We start from the raw sequence: 17,102 nt of genomic DNA, 5'->3' as shown, positions 1-17,102 counted from the left end.
TTTAATTAGAAAGTAAATTGAAGACCAAAAATTATCGTTCTAGGTAAAGGGTAACCACCACTTCCGGCACCACCAATTCCTATGCTGCTGCTCTCCGGCGAATAGAGGGTCGACTCGCTAAAATAAGCCAGGTTCTGTCCACTTACCGACAGGTTAATTCCTTCACTTTTTAACTTACTGGCCAATTTAGCTGGTAACTTATAGGTTAAGTTAACTTCTCTCAGTGCCAGATAATCTCCTTTATGATAATACATGCTTGATTCGCGGAAAGTATTGTTTTTATAAAGTTGATCTGCCCAGTAATAAGTTGGGAATTTTGCATCCGGATTACTTGGCGACCAGGTGTCCAAAACATCCGTAATGGTGTTAAATGTGCCCTGCGCATTACTGGCAAACCAAGATCGTGGTCCATCATAAGCCATAAAACCTAAAGCATAATCAAAACGGGTACTTAGGGTGAAACCTTTCCAGCTTGCGTTTGCACCAAAACCTCCGGTAAAACGCGGAACGGTACGTCCCATGTAAACACGATCGAAGCTATTAATCACATTATCTCCGTTTACATCCGTCCACATTACATCTCCCAAAGCAATCGGAAAGTGCAGGTTTTTATCAGCAGCGCTCATTGCATTATACACATTAGGGTGCACAAGTCTTCTCGCTCCAATTAAATCAACAAAAGATGATGAAGCATAAGCATCCAAATCGGCCTGGGTCCTGATGATGCCTTTAGCCTGATAAGCATAAGCTACGTTTGGATCCTGACCTTCCTGCAAACCTCCAACCCAGATCAACTCTTTGGTATTGGGATCGTAAACCTGCGTACCTCCCTGCCTGTTGTTTTCTAATCCATTGGCAGGAAGTTTTAAAATTTTATTGGCATTATAAGCCATATTGAAATTAAAGTTTACCGTCCAGTCTTTGCTTCTCCATACACTGTAATTCAAATCAACCTCTACCCCCTGGTTTTGCATATCGCCGTTATTGGTCGTAATGGAGGTTATCCCTGCACTGAGCGGAAATGTTAAGGATGCAATTTTATCACTGGTGGTTCGGTGATAGTAAGCCACAGAAAGATCAATCTTGTTTAACAAACGGGTTTCTAAACCAACTTCTTTTGTAATTAAACTTTCCCAGCGCAAATTGGGATTTGGAATATTGCCCAGCAAATAACCAATGCTGCTGTTGTATTTATTAGAACCATATGATCCCTGCAAAGTATAAGCGCCAATAAAATCGTCGCTCACATTACCGTTTGCACCATAACTGGCCCTTAATTTTAAAGTATTCACCACGCCGGTAAGTGATTTAAAGAAATCTTCTTTATGTAAGTTCCAACCTACCGAAACACCTGGGAAATTACCCCAGCGATTGTTTAATAACCTGGAATATCCATCGCGACGTAAGGTTGCGGTTAACAGGTATTTTCCATCATAATCGTAATTCATACGACCAAAGAATGATAAAATGCGCTGGCGGGTATGATAGGTATCTGTAGCACGTCTATCTTTTTCTGAATTGGTAAGTGCCAGATCAGAAAAGTCGTCAGTAGGTGCGCCGCTTCCGGAAGCAGATAGACCCTGGGCATACGTATCATAATATTCTGTACCCACCATGGCATCGATATGATGTTTGGTTGCTATCGTGGTGTTATAATTGATTACGCCATTATAGGTTTGGCTTAGCGCTCTATCAAAAGACGCCGATGAAGTTCGGGTTCTGTTATAATTTCCGGGGCTAGATAAAAAATCCCTGTTAAAAGATTCATAATTCCCATTGTTAAAGAAGTAGTTTCCACTCACCCTTAATGACAGGTTCTTCAAGAAATCTACTTTTAAAGCCTGGCTTAATGTAAATTTATCGGTATTGTTATTCCGGATAAACTTATCGTCGTTTACCGCCGGGTTGCCATCAAGATAATCTCTGCCGACCAATAAATCACCATTCTCATTCATTCCTCTCATGGTTGGTGGCGCACCTAAAGCACGGGTGAGATAATTTCCTTCCGAATTAATGGCATCGCGCCATTTGGCATTGGCAAAATTTAAACTTGAAATAGAAGTTAACCAGGGTTTTATCTTATAATCGCCATTTAATACGAAGGTTAATCGTTTATAAAAGGTATTAATGGGCATGCCTTTTTCATCATAACTGCCCAAGCCTGCATAATATTTGCCTTTCTCATTTCCACCTGTCATCGATACATTATAATCCTGTGTCAAACTATAATCTCTAAGTGCATAGTCTGAGTAGTTAAAATCCTTATAGATGATCTCTTTGTTTATCCCATTCGGATCATAGGCTCCCGCAGCATTGGTTTTTAAAGGATCAGTCATCACTTGCCATCCTTTTGCCAGTAATTCTTCATTGGCAGCACTTCTAAACATTGGACTCCACACTGCCGAAGCATTCAGATTTCCATCCAGAATATTCCCCGCAGCATCTTTGTATAAGTTACCTGTACCAAAGGGGCCTGTTGTATTTAATTGTGTTAAACGGCTAGGTTCGTACATTCCTGAAGTTTCAATTGCTTTTCTCGACCAATAAATGTATTGCTCTGCATTTAAAAATTCGAACGGGATGTTTAACTTATTAATACCTACTTTAGATTTGATAGAGATATTGGAAGCGCCCTCTTTACCTTTTTTAGTGGTGATCAATACCACACCATTACTGGCCCTGGCGCCATAAATGGCCGTAGCAGAAGCATCTTTTAACACCTCGATCGATTCAATATCATCCTGGTTAATGTCGCTAAATCCCGATCTCAGCAAACCATCCACCATTACCAATGGTGAACCACCCCCTGTGTAACTGGTACCACCACGTAAAACAATATTAGGTACCGAACCCGGACGGCCAGAAGTTTGCTGAACCCTTAAACCAGGGATTGTACCAGCCAGAGCAGATGCCGGGTTAGAACGTATACCCGTTTCCAAAACTTTAGCATCAAGTTTTGATACCGAACCTGTAAGTTTCGATTTTTGGATAGTACCATAACCCAAAACAACTACTTCATCTAAATTCTTGTTATCCTCTGCCAGTGCGACATTGATATTGGTGTTATTACCCACTGTAATTTCTTTGGCGGTGTAGCCTGTAAAGGAAAATACCAGAATATCGCCCTGTTTAGCGGCAATGCGGTAACGCCCGTCATTATCGGAGGCTGTGCCTGTTTTCGTGCCTTTAACAAGAACGGTTGCACTTGGAATCCCCATTCCAGATACGTCAGTAATTCTACCCGATACCGTACCGGTTTGTGCCATGGCTGTTAGCGCAGTTAAGCAAACAGCCAAACTAAGCAGAAACTGCCTAGCAAATGTTTGGTAAATTTCTTTCATAATTTGGTTATCTTATTTTGTATTATGTTATACATAATAATACTAAGTACCGACTTATTTTAGATATTTGCAAATAGTTTCGATAAATTTTGAGCGAATATTTAGTTGCTTAACTTTATATTTGCCCAGAAAGCTATTTAAAGACCGATTTTTAAAGAAAATAAATTATACATAATAATGGAGAGCATCAGTAATTTTAAACAAGTGGATACCAGTTCGTTGGTAGATCGTGTAGAAGATAAGCTTGTTCAACTTTTGCAGGAACGCAAACTTAAAGTTGGAGATAGCATCCCTACGGAGCTCGAACTTTGTGCCGCGCTGGGCGTAAGCAGAACAGTAGTTCGCGAGGCCATGTTGAGATTACGAATGATGGGATTAATTGAATCGAAAAAGAAAAAAGGCGCGGTGATCACCAGTCCGGATTTATTTGGCATCCTTTCCAAAAGTATGAATCCACATATTTTAGATCAGGGAACGCTAAAAGAAATATTCGAAATCAGGCTGGTGCTCGAAATTGGAATGGCTGATTTTCTTTTTCAGCGCATTACTGCCGAAGACCTGAAAGAACTGAGAACCATTGTGGATAATGAACCCGAGGCTTCGCAAGATCATTTATTTAATATCGAGCACGAGATTGCTTTCCACGGAAAGCTTTATGATATCACCGGAAACGAAACCCTGAGAAAATTTCAGAGCATGTTATTGCCGATATTCGATTTTGTACACAATAGCGGCTTACTAAAAAAGCAAGGACAACTGCACAAGTTTGTATCACACAAGGGTTTAGTCGACATTTTAGAAAACGGATCGCCTGAACTTTTTCGCAACGCGATGAGAAATCACCTCGAAAATCATTTTAACCGTTTATTTGCTGAAGAGTAGTTCATTGGTAATTAGTTCATTGGTTCACTGGTCATTAGTTCATTAGTTCACTAGTCATTAGTTCATTCGTTCAATGGTCATTAGCTAATTAGTATGGATAATTGGTTAATTGATTCATTCGTTCAATGGTAGTTAGTTCATTATGATGGTAATTCTTTAACTAACGATCGAATCTAAGCTCCATCCTCATCTTGAGCCGATTTTCACCGGTAATCCTATCTACAGCTTAATCCCTTAATGATCTTAACTTCTCAATGGTAATTCTTTAACTGACGATCGAATCTAAGCTCCATCCTCATCTTGAGCCGATTTTCACCAATAATCCTATCTACAGCTTACCCCTTTAATGATCTTAAATTCTTAACGTTTTAAGATTTGTTAACATCATTCCCTCAACGACGGCCAGATTTTATACACACAACCTGGATGATTAAAATAATCCTAAAACAAAAAAGGCTTTCTTTACCATAAAGAAAGCCTTTGCCTGCAGATCATCCGTTTAACTTAGGATAATCTGGTAATTTACATTTACTCTTTTCGGATAATTGCTTTCCTCATTATTTAAGGAAACAAATGCAGCATTATCGTGAACTTCATTTTTCAATGCATGTTCATAATGCGATTGGATAGTTTCTTGATAATCGTGCTGAAGGTTTTTAGTTGTTTCGGCTAAAAGATTTCTGTCATTCAGGTTTTCTGGCAATAAGGTAATATCGCAGTTTCCTTCACTGATTTCTTTGACTAAGTATTTCATTTTTGGTTTTAAATCTTCGTTTCCTGTTTTATAAATAAGATTTCGAGAACGGTCAAAAATATGGTAAGTCTTTATTTTGTATGTAATCTAAAAGTTAATTTTTTACTTAAAATGATGTATTAACTTTTATGCAGCATGCATTACAATAGCTACATAAAACCATTGGAGTTTAACTAAGGTTCTCCTATTCAAAACCAACCGTTGTGCTTTCCATAAAAACAGATTGAAACCTTTTAGCCTGGCCATTGTTAAGCAAACACAAGTAATTTATTTACAATAGGTTAATCAGTCACAATAACCTGATGGAGAACGAGAAAAATGAAAAGAATATTAGTGGTTGACGATAATCAGGAAATACTGGAGCTTATAGAATTAATTTTAAATCTGGAAGGTTATCAGGTAAGTGGATTAATGGATGCAAGTCATTTTAACCAGCGCATTACCGATTTTAAGCCTGATTTAATTTTGCTGGATGTGATGTTAGGTGCCCTGGATGGTCGTGATCTTTGTAATCTGCTCAAAGCAGACCGGTTAACCTTACATATTCCGGTGATTATGATTTCCGCCAGTCATAACTTAAGCGATATGAAAGGCAGCATTTGTCACCCTAACGATTTCATTGCCAAACCATTCGACATCAGCAACCTGATTAATAAAGTAAGCGCACAGCTAGCAGCCTAAAAGATATTTATGGTTTTGCGTTAAAATAATTACTCATAAAAACGCTCTGAAACTTAATGGCATTGGCCCAATAGTCCCAGTTGTGTACACCAGGTCGGGTGGTAAAATCGTGCGGAATATTGTTATACAAAAGCTCGTCATGCAAACGTACATTCATTTTATAGAAAAAATCTTCGGTACCACAATCGATGGCAATGGCAAGTGCCCCGGGTTTGATGCGATAAATCATATCAATCACACTGTTCTGTTTCCACCGTTCCGGAAATTCATCTTGCGTACCTAACCTTTTCGAAATATTCCACCCATTTGGAAAAGGTTTAATGTCTACGCCCCCACTCATGCTGCCCACCGCACCATAAACATCCTGATGTTTAATCGCCAGGTATAATGCACCATGCCCACCCATACTCAAGCCAGTAATGGCCCTGCCCTTTTTTTCGGCAATGGTTTTATAATGTTCATCGATATAGCTTACCAACTCTTTAGCCACGTAGGTCTCATATTTCCATTCAGCATCTACCGGACTATCGAAATACCAGCTGGTTACATTACCATCAGGGCAAACAATAATAAACTGATATTGATCGGCCAGGTTTTTAATGCCCGGTACTTTTCTGGCCCATTCGGCATAGCTGCCACCAGCGCCGTGGAGCAGGTAAACCACCGGGAAAGTTTTTCCGGTTTTATAACTATCGGGCTTAATGACCACCGCTTTAATATTTTTTTTCATTGATTGGCTATAGGTCAAAGCAGTGTCTACTTCTGCAGCATTTAAGATATGGCTAAACAAAAACAAACAGATGGCTATTAAAAAGCTATTTCTCATGGGTAATTTTAACTATTAATACGATACGGTGCTAAATTTATAAAATAACCAGTTATTGTTTGCCTTTTCTACTCATGGAAATCAAAAAATAATTGGGTTTGGGGCGTCTATTCCTTAAACAGCTAAAAAACTTTAAAACAATTTTGTTACCTTATGGTTGTTGAACGGTGAACCCATCTAAAAATGCTTAAAACCTACCCATTTTACATCAAAGCTCCTGTAATTCTTTTAGGAATCGTAATTACAGTGTTTATGATGAGTGTGCTGAGAGATATTCTTGTGCCACTTGCTTTCGCAGCTTTAATTGCGATATTACTTAATCCGCTTACCAATCGTTTCGAAAGGAAAATGCCCAAAATAGTAAGCATTATGCTCGCTATGATTATCGGTATTGTAGTGGTCGTTGCCGTCCTTTATTTTCTATCCTCGCAGGTCGCTCACTTTTTTGATGACCTGGACAGCATTAAACACAAGTTAACACAATTGTTAGAAGAAATCAGAGCCTGGCTACAAACTACCTTTGGCATTTCTTCGCAAAAACAAATGCAAATGGTTAACGATGCCGCAAACGGCAGTAAAGCATTAATCGGCCAGACCTTAAGTGGCTTAATGGGTGTATTAAGTGTTGTTTTTCTAATACCTGTATATACTTTTTTAATCCTGTTATACAAAACACTGATCTTAAACTTTATTTACGAGGTTTTTTCAGAAGAAAACAAACAAAAAGTTGCCGAGATTTTAGGCGAAACGAAAGCGGCGATTCAAAGTTATATTATCGGCTTACTCATCGAGACTTCAATTGTTGCCGTCATGAACTCGGCCGCCCTGCTTATTCTCGGTGTACAAAATGCCATTCTGATCGGCGTTATCGGGGCAATATTAAACCTGCTACCCTACATCGGAGGGATTATTGCCATTGCCTTACCTGTATTAATGGCTACCTTAACCATGGATGGTTTTACCACTCAACTTTTAATTATAGGTGCTTATGCGCTGATCCAGTTTATCGATAACAATATATTAGTACCACGCATTGTTTCGAGTAAGGTGCAAATTAATGCGCTGATTTCTATCGTAATTGTATTGATGGGCGCTGCGCTTTGGGGCATACCCGGTATGTTCCTTTCCATTCCTTTTATTGCGGTGCTGAAAATCATCTTTGACCGGATTGATGGCCTAAAACCCTGGGGGAAATTGCTGGGTGATAACATCCCGACTGAACACATGGGGCAGGTGAAAAGATTCAGAAGGAAGAAAACCGCAGTTACTGGTAAATAATATTGCTTTTATTTATTTGAAAACAGGCATTCAGTAATTCTTCGCGAACAGCAGCCCCGTTATCCGCTAATTCCGATAAAATCGGAACCGCTGCTACCGGGTTTATAAACAAGGGCTGGTGCAGGTAAGCGCCTAATCAAAAATAGCACCACCTAATAGGCCAACTAGCCCCGATTGGAGTGGGCATCCCCATCCTTCATCGGGATAAAACGGAAAGCAGGAACAAACCTTAATACTTGCACCAAATTGCGCTCCTCATTTTCAACTTGGTCATGTTCAGCATAAAAGGGCGCATATCATCTCCCGCAAATTTCGCAGAAAGCGCTGATTTATAATTTTATCTGCGTTAGTCCGTGTGATCAGCGGGAAATTAATAGCGACTAAACAATTAACTTATCAATAGCTAATCTCATTAAAATGCCCTTCGACTCCGATCTGGTGACAGCCGAATGGATAAATTGCCAGACATTGATATTTTAATCGCACCAAACTGTAATCCCAATATTTAATTTTGTCATGTTCAGCATGAAAGGGCACATATCATTTGCCGCAAATTTCGCAGAAAGCGCTGATTTATAATTTTAATCTGCGTTAATCCGTGTGATCAGCGAGAAATATCTTTCAATTCCGCTCAGGACGATAACCGAATGTATAAACTGCCAGGCATTGATATTTTAATCGCACCAAACTGTACCCCCAATATTTAATTTTGTCATGTTCAGCATGAAAGGGCGCATATCATCTCCCGCAAATTTCGCAGAAAGTGCTGATTTATAATTTTATCTGCGTTCATCCGTGTGATCAGCGGGAAATATCTTTCAACTCCACTTAGGGCGACAACCGAATGGATAAACTGTCAGGCATTGATATTTTAATCGCACCAAACTGTACCCCCAATATTTAATTTTGTCATGTTCAGCATGAAAGGGCGCATATCATCTCCCGCAAATTTCGCAGAAAGTGCTGATTTATAATTTTATCTGCGTTCATCCGTGTGATCAGCGGGAAATATCTTTCAACTCCGCTTAGGGCGACAACCGAATGGATAAACTGTCAGGCATTGATATTTTAATCGCACCAAACTGTACCCCCAATATTTAAGTTTGTCATGTTCACCATGAAAGGGCGCATATCATCTCCCGCAAATTTCGCAGAAAGCGCTGATTTATAATTTTATCTGCGTTAATCCGTGTGATCAGCGGGAAATATCTTTCGACTCCGCTTAGGGGGGCAATTGAATGGATAAACTTCCAGGCATTGATATTTTTATCGCACCAGACTGTACCCCCAATATTTAATTTTGTCATGTTCACCATGAAAGGGCGCATATCATCTCCCGCAAATTTCGCAGAAAGCGCTGATTTATAATTTTATCTGCGTTAATCCGTGTGATCAGCGGGAAATATCTTTCAACTCCACTTAGGGTGACAATCGAATGGATAAATTGCCACGCATTAATATTTTAATCGCACCAAACTGTGCCCCAATATTTAATTTTGTCATGTTCAACATGAAAGGGCGCATATCATTTGCCGCAAATTTTGCAGAAAGCGCTGATTTATAATTTTATCTGCGTTAATCCCTGTGATCAGCGGGAAATATCTTTCGTCTCCGCTTAGGGAGACAATCGAATGGAAATCACATATGATCTTCCGATCAATTGTAAATTTTACTACTTTTGGTTTATTCTAATCAACATGAAACCAACCGCTTTTCTTTATTTAACGCTACTGCTAACGGCATTAATTTCTAAAACTTTTGCCCAAAACAAGTTACAATCTTCATCTTTCATCACTTTTAATGGCTATAGCCATACCATCGCTGAAAAAATCAATAAAAGCGAACCTGTAACCGTTGCCTTTTTAGGCGGATCGATTACCAATATGGAAGGCTGGCGTGGATTGGTATGTAACTATTTAGCCAAAACGTATCCGCAAACAAAATTTAGGTTCATTAACGCCGGTATTCCATCATTGGGCAGTTTACCGCACGCCTTCCGCCTTCAGCGCGATGTACTTGATAGTGGAAAAATAGACCTGTTATTTATAGAGTCTGCGGTTAATGACCATGTCAACAAAACAGCAGAACAAACGCAGCGAAGGGCTTTAGAGGGCATTATCAGACATACTTTAAGTAAAAATCCGAAAACGGATATCGTCATGATGGCTTTTGCCGATGAAGATAAAAATGATGATTTTAATAAAGGTAAAATCCCAACTGAAGTAAAGGTGCACAGCGATTTAGCCGAATATTACCATTTGCCATTTATTAACCTCGCTTTAGAAATTGAGAAGCGCATTGCCAATGGCGAATTTACCTGGAAAGGTGATTTTAAAGACCTGCACCCTGCACCTTTCGGACAGCAACTTTATTTTAATACGATCAAAACTTATCTGGAAGAAAATCAGAAAAATGCCACCAAGAAAGCTTCTGCGAGTCTTCCTAAAATCATTGATAAATTTGCTTATACCAAAGGACAGTACATCAGTATTAATGCTGCCGAAAACTTAAATACTTTTAGCTTCAATAAAAACTGGAAACCAAGCGACGGATTGGAAGGAAGGCCAGGTTTTGTTCATATCCCGGTGCTTGAAAGTGATACCAGGAACAGTACCTTCGATTTGATTTTTAAAGGCAATGCTGTGGGAATTGCTATTTTATCAGGTCCGGATGCCGGAGCGCTTCATTATCGTATAGATGATGGAGCAGAAAAAATGGTCGATCTGTATACACAATGGAGTTCTAGCTTACATTTACCCTGGTACTTGTTACTCGGCGATCAATTGACTAACGGTACACATAAATTAAGTGTACGCATCAGCGATCACCACAACTCAAAATCAACAGGTTACGCCTGTCGCATTGCTTATTTTTTGGCAAATGCTAATTAAGTTTTTTCAAAACATGATTGCCTAACCCAATACCGTCTTCGTTTATAACAGATATAGACAAGAGGGATGATTTTATCGCCATTAGGTTTCAAATGTGAATCCAATTCGTCACCGTTGCACAGCTGTGTTAAATCTTTGTGATCATTAGAAACAGGTTTCTAATCTGTAAATAAGTATTCTATATTTGCTATACTTAATCGATTTAGTTTAATTCATTCAAACAATATTGATTGACGATTGCTTATAAAGAAAATAACTCATGAAAAACATCAAATTAATTATCCCGGCAGTATTGTTATTATTTTCGGCCTGTAGCGAAGCCACCAGAAATACAGCTAATAGCAAAAGCGATAGCATAACACAAACAGGTATGGCCAGCAGAACTGATTCGCTCGAAGCTTCCATCAAAGTAAATGGTAATGTAGCCCTGGGCGATCCATTAATATTAAGGTTTGTGGTATACAATAATTCTGATACCACTAAAAGTTTTTGCATCTGGCATACACCATTTGAACCCTTAATGAGTAGTTATTTAAGCATAACAAATGAAAAAGGAGAAGAAGCGCAATACAAAGGGGCAATGGCCAAAAGGATGATGCCTCCACCCGCTTCCAGCTATTCTACAGTAAAACCTGGTGATAGCCTGGTTGCTAACGCCGATCTGTTAAAAGCTTATGACCTAAAAAAAGGATCGAGTTATAAAGTAGTTTACACTGGCGGGAATATGAGCGGACTGGTATCCAGAGATACAATTACCTTTGTTTATACCGAATTGCACTAACAAAAAGCATATCTACATCATATCATTTAGTTTTTTTAACTACAGCTTTAAACGGATTAACACAGATCTGACCATTTTATGGTTGAGTCATCGTTTTAACCTTCCCAAGACCTGAACAGGCTGTGGTTAATTTAAACATACCGATTGTGGCATTTCCACCCCCTATTTTGTCGCATTTACACTTTCTGAGTTGTTAAAGTTCCCCTAACTTTATTAAAAAATTAAACACTTTAAAACATGGAAAATAAAACATCAATCACTGTTGAAACTACAGTAAATGCGCCGGTAGAAAAAGTTTGGGAATTTTGGAATAATCCGGATCACATTACTAAATGGGCATTTGCTTCGCCCGATTGGCATACGCCCTACTCAGAAAACGATTTAAAAGTTGGCGGCAAATTTAAAAGCACCATGGCTGCAAAAGATGGCAGCATGAGTTTTGATTTCGGAGGAACCTATACTACCGTTAATCAAAATAAAACAATCGAATATACCATGGAAGATGGCAGAACCGTAAGCATTATTTTTGATGCACTAGGCGAAAAAACCAGGATAACCGAAACTTTCGATGCCGAATCAACCAACCCTATCGAAATGCAACGCGGCGGATGGCAGGCCATTCTGGATAATTTTAAAAGTTACACGGAGGAATCATAAACATATTTTTAATAACATCTTGCGAGATAACAAGTCTATAAACAGGTTATCACGGATATATTCCAATAAAAAAGTCATTGCGAGGTACGAAGCAATCTTAAAGCGCTCGCTACTAGCGATAGTTGTAAGATTGCTTCGTCGGCTGAAAAAGCCTTCTCGCAATACTGATTTGATTATCTAAACTCAGTTTTGGGTTAAATCGGCCCCATGCTATGCCTTAAGTAACAATTCGATTATTATTTGATTCGCATAATTTTTGATTTGAACCGAATACTTTGATATTGTGATCATAATTTACATTTGCCGTGTAAATTATACACTATGTCTCGTACATCTTTATTTTATTTTTCGCTATTATTATTTATCAGTCTATCCATCGGTGTAAATGCACAAATACTCAGCTTAAAGCAAGCAGTTAATACCGCATTAAACAATTATGGTACGATTAAAGCCAAGGATAATTATGCAAATGCATCAAAATCATCTATCCAACAGGCCAAAAGAGAGTATCTCCCAAACTTCAGCCTAAGTGCCCAGCAAGATTATGGAACTATTAACGGCCAAAACGGGCCACAATATGGTTTGGGTGGTTTAGGAACAGCTTCCTCTGGTCCATCTCTAGACAAACAAAACTGGAATGCCGCATTTGGCGGGCTCTATCTGGCCAATGTAAACTGGGATTTCTTCACTTTCGGAAAAATCAGAGAACGCATTAAAATTGCCGATGCCGCTTACCAAAGAGACAAGAATGACCTGGAGCAGGAAAAATTCCAGCAGGAAATCCGTGTTTCTGCCGCATATTTAAATTTACTGGCTGCACAAAGGTTAAGCAAATCGCAACAGAAAAATCTCGATCGTGCCATCACCTTTAAAAACACTGCCGTAATCAGGGCTAAAAACGGATTAATTGCTGGGGTAGATTCTTCTTTCGCAAAAGCCGAAGTTTCTAACGCTAAAATTGCTTTAACAAAAGCGAAAGACCTGGAACAGGAACAGGCCAACCGACTGGGCGTTTTAATGGGATTAACTGCAATATCCTACGAGCTGGATACCGCATCGATTACGCGCATCCCCGGCAATCTGCTCGAAGATACAGTGATTAAAAGTTCACATCCACTTTTAAAGTTTTACCAAAACCGTGTAGAGGTTAGCCAGCAACAGGTTAATTATTTCAAAAAACTATACTATCCTACGTTTACTTTATTCGGTGTAATGCAAGGCCGCGGTTCGGGTTTCAGTCCGGGTTATGCCTTAGACCAAACGGCTTATTCTACCAGTTATGCAGATGGTATAAATCCTACCCGCGGAAACTATTTGATTGGCATAGGAATGACCTGGAACCTGTCAACCTTACTCAAAAACCGCCCGCAGGTACGTGCCCAGGAATACATTAGTCAGGGTTTAAAGGAAGAATATAACCTTGTCGATCAACAGCTGAAAGCACAATTGGCCCTTGCCGAGACTAAATTAAGCAATGCTTTAGCTAATTATAGAGAAGCACCCATTCAGGTAAAAGCTGCATCAGATGCCTATCTGCAGAAAAATACGCTTTACAAAAACGGACTCACCACATTGGTTGATCTTACACAGGCGCTTTTCACTTTAAACCGTGCCGAAACCGATCGGGATATTGCCTTTACCAACGTTTGGCAGGCCTTACTGCTAAAATCAGCGGCACTTGGCAATTACGACATATTTATCAACGAATTTTAATCTGGCTATATCAATGAATTTAATACGTTTCGCACTCCGCAAACCCATATCCATCTTAGTTTTAGTGGCTGGATTGTTCTTTTTCGGTATTGGGGCCATCAATCAGATCAAGGTTGATATCCTTCCGCAGATGAACCTTCCGGTAATTTATATTGCCCACCCTTTTGGCGGATATACCCCTGATCAAATGGAGGCTTATTTTGGTAAACAATACGTTAACATCCTACTTTTTGCTAACGGTATTAAAAGTATCGAAACCAAAAATACACAGGGTTTAATGTTAATGAAACTAACTTATTACGAAGGCACCAACATGGCGCAGGCCGCGGCAGAGTTAAGTGCGCTCTCTACCAGGGCGCAAGCCATTTTCCCGCCAGGTTCGCAACCGCCCTTCGTCATCCGTTTTGATGCATCGTCGCTTCCCGTTGGGCAATTGGTATTAAGCAGCCCTATCCGCACCAACAACGAATTGCAGGATCTGGCCAATACCTATGTACGTCCTAGTTTTTCCGCTATACCGGGTTTGCTCTCTCCGGCCCCTTTCGGTGGTAGCCCAAGAACAATCGAAATTAACGTGAATCCGTCACTTTTGCGTTCGCATAACCTAACGGTAGACCAGGTGGTTGAGGCCATCAGACTGAATAACCAGACTGCACCTTCAGGAAATGTGCGGATTGGCGATAAAAACTACATCACCCCCACCAATTATACCATTAAAAAGGTTAAAGATTTTGAAAACATTCCCTTATTTAAAGGCAGCGTGCAAAACTTACAACTCCGCGATGTGGCTACTATAAAAGATGGTGCCGATTTAGTAGCGGGTTATGCCTTAATCAATGGTAAACGCTCCGTGTATTTAAGTATCGCTAAATCTGGAGATGCCTCTACCTGGGATGTGGTTAAAAACTTAAAGAAAAACCTACCGAACATCCAAAATACCCTTCCGGAAGATGTTAAACTTTCTTACGAGTTCGACCAATCTGTTTATGTAATCAACGCGGTAAAAAGTCTAATCAGTGAGGGGGCAATTGGTGCCATATTAACCGGACTAATGGTTTTACTTTTCCTGGGTGATAAACGTGCAGCATTGATCGTTATCCTCACCATTCCGACCTCTATTATTGCTGGTGTTTTGTTCCTGAAATTATTCGGACAAACCATCAATATTATGACCCTGAGCGGATTAGCCTTAGCCATTGGTATTCTGGTAGATGAATCGACCGTAACGATAGAGAACATCCACCAGCATTTTGATATGGGCAAGCCAAAAGCACTGGCCATTTGGGATGCCTGTAAGGAAATCGCTTTCCCGAAACTACTGATCCTGTTTTGTATCCTCGCTGTATTTGCACCTGCCTTTACCATGACAGGGATTCCAGGAGCACTATTCTTACCGCTGGCATTGGCAATCGGCTTCTCGATGGTGGTTTCATTTCTCTTATCGCAAACTTTTGTACCCATTATGGCCAACTGGCTGATGGTGGCACACCCGAAAAAAGGCAGTGAACATCATCCGGGCATTACACAGGATGAGGCTGATTTTACCGCAACCGGAATTACATTGGAGTCGGAAAAAGATACTTTGAACCAGAAAAGGGTATTAGTCGAGCGTGAAGATTTTAGTGGCAATGGCAAAATTGGTTTCTTCGATAAGTTCAGGAACCGTTTTATGCGTTTCCTCGACCGGATATTACCTTACCGAAAATCTGTTGTTTTGGCTTATTTGGTGGTTATTATCGGTTTGGCAGCGTTACTATTGGTTAATATAGGTCGCGATGTTTTGCCAAGAGTAAATTCGAGTCAGTTTCAGTTGCGTTTACGTGCACCCGATGGAACACGTTTAGAACGTACCGAAGAAAAAGCGAATGTGGTTTTAGCTGAATTGAAAAAAATGGTTGGCGAAGAGCATATGGGTATATCATCCGTGTATGTTGGTCAGCACCCTGCCCAGTTTTCGGTGAATCCGATTTATCAGTTTATGGCGGGTCCGCATGAGGCCGTTTTCCAGGTAAGTTTAAAAGACTTTGAAGAAGATATGGACGATTTTAAGGATCAGTTCAGGGAAAAAATTAAAAAAGTGCTGCCTGATGTTAAACTTTCATTCGAGCCGATAGAGTTAACCGATAAGGTATTGAGCCAGGGTTCTCCTACGCCTGTTGAAGTGCGTATTGCAGGAAAAAACAAAAAACTGAATGAAAAGTATGCCAACAAAATCCTGGCGGAACTGAAGGAAATCCCATACATGAGGGATGTTCAGCTCGCACAGCCCATTAAATATCCATCGTTAAATATCGATATCGACAGAACACGTGCGGCACAGATCGGGGTAGATATGGCGGATATTTCGAGATCATTAATTGCCTCAACTTCGTCATCCCGTTATACTGATAAAAATATCTGGCTGGATGAAAAAGCCGCTTTGCCATACAGTGTTCAGGTTCAGGTACCGCTTAATCAAATGACGAGCAAAGATGATATCGGAGAAATTCCTTTATTGAAAAATTCGGCACGACCGGTTTTGAGCGATGTGGCAAAAATCACGCCTGATACCACTGCAGGTGAAAATGATAACATTGGCGCTATGCCTTTCCTATCGGTAACGGCCAATCTTTACCATACCGATCTGGGCTCAGCATCAAAAGATGTAGAAAAAGCCATTAAGGACGTTGGCGAACTGCCACGTGGATTAAATGTTACCGCTATAGGCTTAAGCAAAGTATTAACCGATACTTTAGACAGTTTGCAATCGGGATTATTTGTAGCCATTGTGGTCATTTTCTTAATGCTGGCAGCCAATTTCCAGTCTTTTAAAGTACCATTGGTTATTTTAGCTACAGTACCCGCGGTTATTTTAGGCTCGCTATTGTTATTAACGATTACCGGATCAACCTTAAACCTGCAATCGTATATGGGCATTATCATGTCGGTGGGGGTATCCATCGCCAATGCGGTATTGCTCATCACCAATGCAGAGCAATTAAGAAAACACAACGGCAATGCGCTCGAATCGGCACGCGAAGCCGCTGCATTACGTTTACGCCCAATCATCATGACCAGTATCGCGATGATTGCGGGCATGCTACCCATGGCCATTGGACATGGCGAAGGTGGTGGGGCCGTTTCGCCACTGGGCAGAGCCGTGATTGGTGGTTTGTTGGCCTCAACATTTGCCGTACTCATTATATTGCCACTGGTATTTGCATGGGTGCAGGGAAAACAGACTACCGATTCGATATCGCTTGATCCAGAAGACGAAGAAAGCATCCATTACATTAAAGGTTTACAAGAAAACGAATAA

The 17,102-nt window shown here is 40.1% G+C and carries 11 protein-coding genes; 8 read left to right on the top strand and 3 right to left on the bottom strand.

Going from position 1 to position 17,102, the window contains the following annotated elements; genetic code table 11:
• Positions 1 to 5 precede the first annotated feature (5 nt).
• Complete coding sequence (locus AC04QZ_RS19075; RefSeq protein WP_478359048.1) at positions 6 to 3,341, bottom strand: SusC/RagA family TonB-linked outer membrane protein; 3,336 nt, start codon at positions 3,339 to 3,341, stop codon at positions 6 to 8.
• Between the two features lie 177 nt (positions 3,342 to 3,518).
• Between AC04QZ_RS19075 and AC04QZ_RS19070 the strand changes: the two genes are divergently transcribed.
• Entirely contained in the window at positions 3,519 to 4,223 is a 705-nt protein-coding gene (locus AC04QZ_RS19070; protein ID WP_478359047.1) for a FadR/GntR family transcriptional regulator, read from the top strand.
• Between the two features lie 499 nt (positions 4,224 to 4,722).
• Here the strand turns inward: AC04QZ_RS19070 and AC04QZ_RS19065 are convergent, their stop codons facing one another.
• Positions 4,723 to 4,977 (bottom strand): hypothetical protein, encoded by a 255-nt coding sequence (locus AC04QZ_RS19065; protein ID WP_086545488.1) that lies wholly within the window; start codon positions 4,975 to 4,977, stop codon positions 4,723 to 4,725.
• A 318-nt stretch (positions 4,978 to 5,295) separates the two neighbouring features.
• Between AC04QZ_RS19065 and AC04QZ_RS19060 the strand changes: the two genes are divergently transcribed.
• Entirely contained in the window at positions 5,296 to 5,658 is a 363-nt protein-coding gene (locus AC04QZ_RS19060) for a response regulator (protein WP_478359046.1), read from the top strand.
• Positions 5,659 to 5,665: 7 nt separating this feature from the next.
• Here the strand turns inward: AC04QZ_RS19060 and AC04QZ_RS19055 are convergent, their stop codons facing one another.
• A complete protein-coding gene (locus AC04QZ_RS19055; protein WP_478359045.1) occupies positions 5,666 to 6,484 on the bottom strand; it encodes an alpha/beta hydrolase in 819 nt (272 codons plus the stop codon).
• A gap of 183 nt (positions 6,485 to 6,667) precedes the next feature.
• Here AC04QZ_RS19055 and AC04QZ_RS19050 point away from each other — a divergent pair, with 183 nt between their 5' ends.
• From AC04QZ_RS19050 to AC04QZ_RS19025, 6 genes are all read left to right on the top strand, one after another.
• The gene (locus tag AC04QZ_RS19050; RefSeq protein ID WP_478359044.1) at positions 6,668 to 7,762 is read left to right on the top strand and encodes an AI-2E family transporter; all 1,095 of its coding nucleotides are present in this window, start codon (positions 6,668 to 6,670) and stop codon (positions 7,760 to 7,762) included.
• A 1,631-nt stretch (positions 7,763 to 9,393) separates the two neighbouring features.
• Positions 9,394 to 10,653 carry an SGNH/GDSL hydrolase family protein gene (locus AC04QZ_RS19045; RefSeq protein WP_478359043.1) on the top strand — a complete coding sequence of 420 codons (1,260 nt, stop codon included), beginning with the start codon at positions 9,394 to 9,396 and terminating at the stop codon, positions 10,651 to 10,653.
• A gap of 259 nt (positions 10,654 to 10,912) precedes the next feature.
• Positions 10,913 to 11,434 (top strand): protease, encoded by a 522-nt coding sequence (locus AC04QZ_RS19040; protein ID WP_478359042.1) that lies wholly within the window; start codon positions 10,913 to 10,915, stop codon positions 11,432 to 11,434.
• 237 nt (positions 11,435 to 11,671) lie between these two features.
• A complete protein-coding gene (locus tag AC04QZ_RS19035; protein ID WP_478359041.1) occupies positions 11,672 to 12,091 on the top strand; it encodes an SRPBCC family protein in 420 nt (139 codons plus the stop codon).
• Positions 12,092 to 12,412: 321 nt separating this feature from the next.
• Entirely contained in the window at positions 12,413 to 13,804 is a 1,392-nt protein-coding gene (locus AC04QZ_RS19030) for a TolC family protein (protein ID WP_478359040.1), read from the top strand.
• A 13-nt stretch (positions 13,805 to 13,817) separates the two neighbouring features.
• The gene (locus AC04QZ_RS19025) at positions 13,818 to 17,102 is read left to right on the top strand and encodes an efflux RND transporter permease subunit (protein WP_478359039.1); all 3,285 of its coding nucleotides are present in this window, start codon (positions 13,818 to 13,820) and stop codon (positions 17,100 to 17,102) included.

The sequence above is a fragment of the Pedobacter folensis genome, from assembly GCF_056490665.1.
Note: the sequence above shows the minus strand (reverse complement) of the source record. Positions and strands in the feature narration are given on the sequence as shown.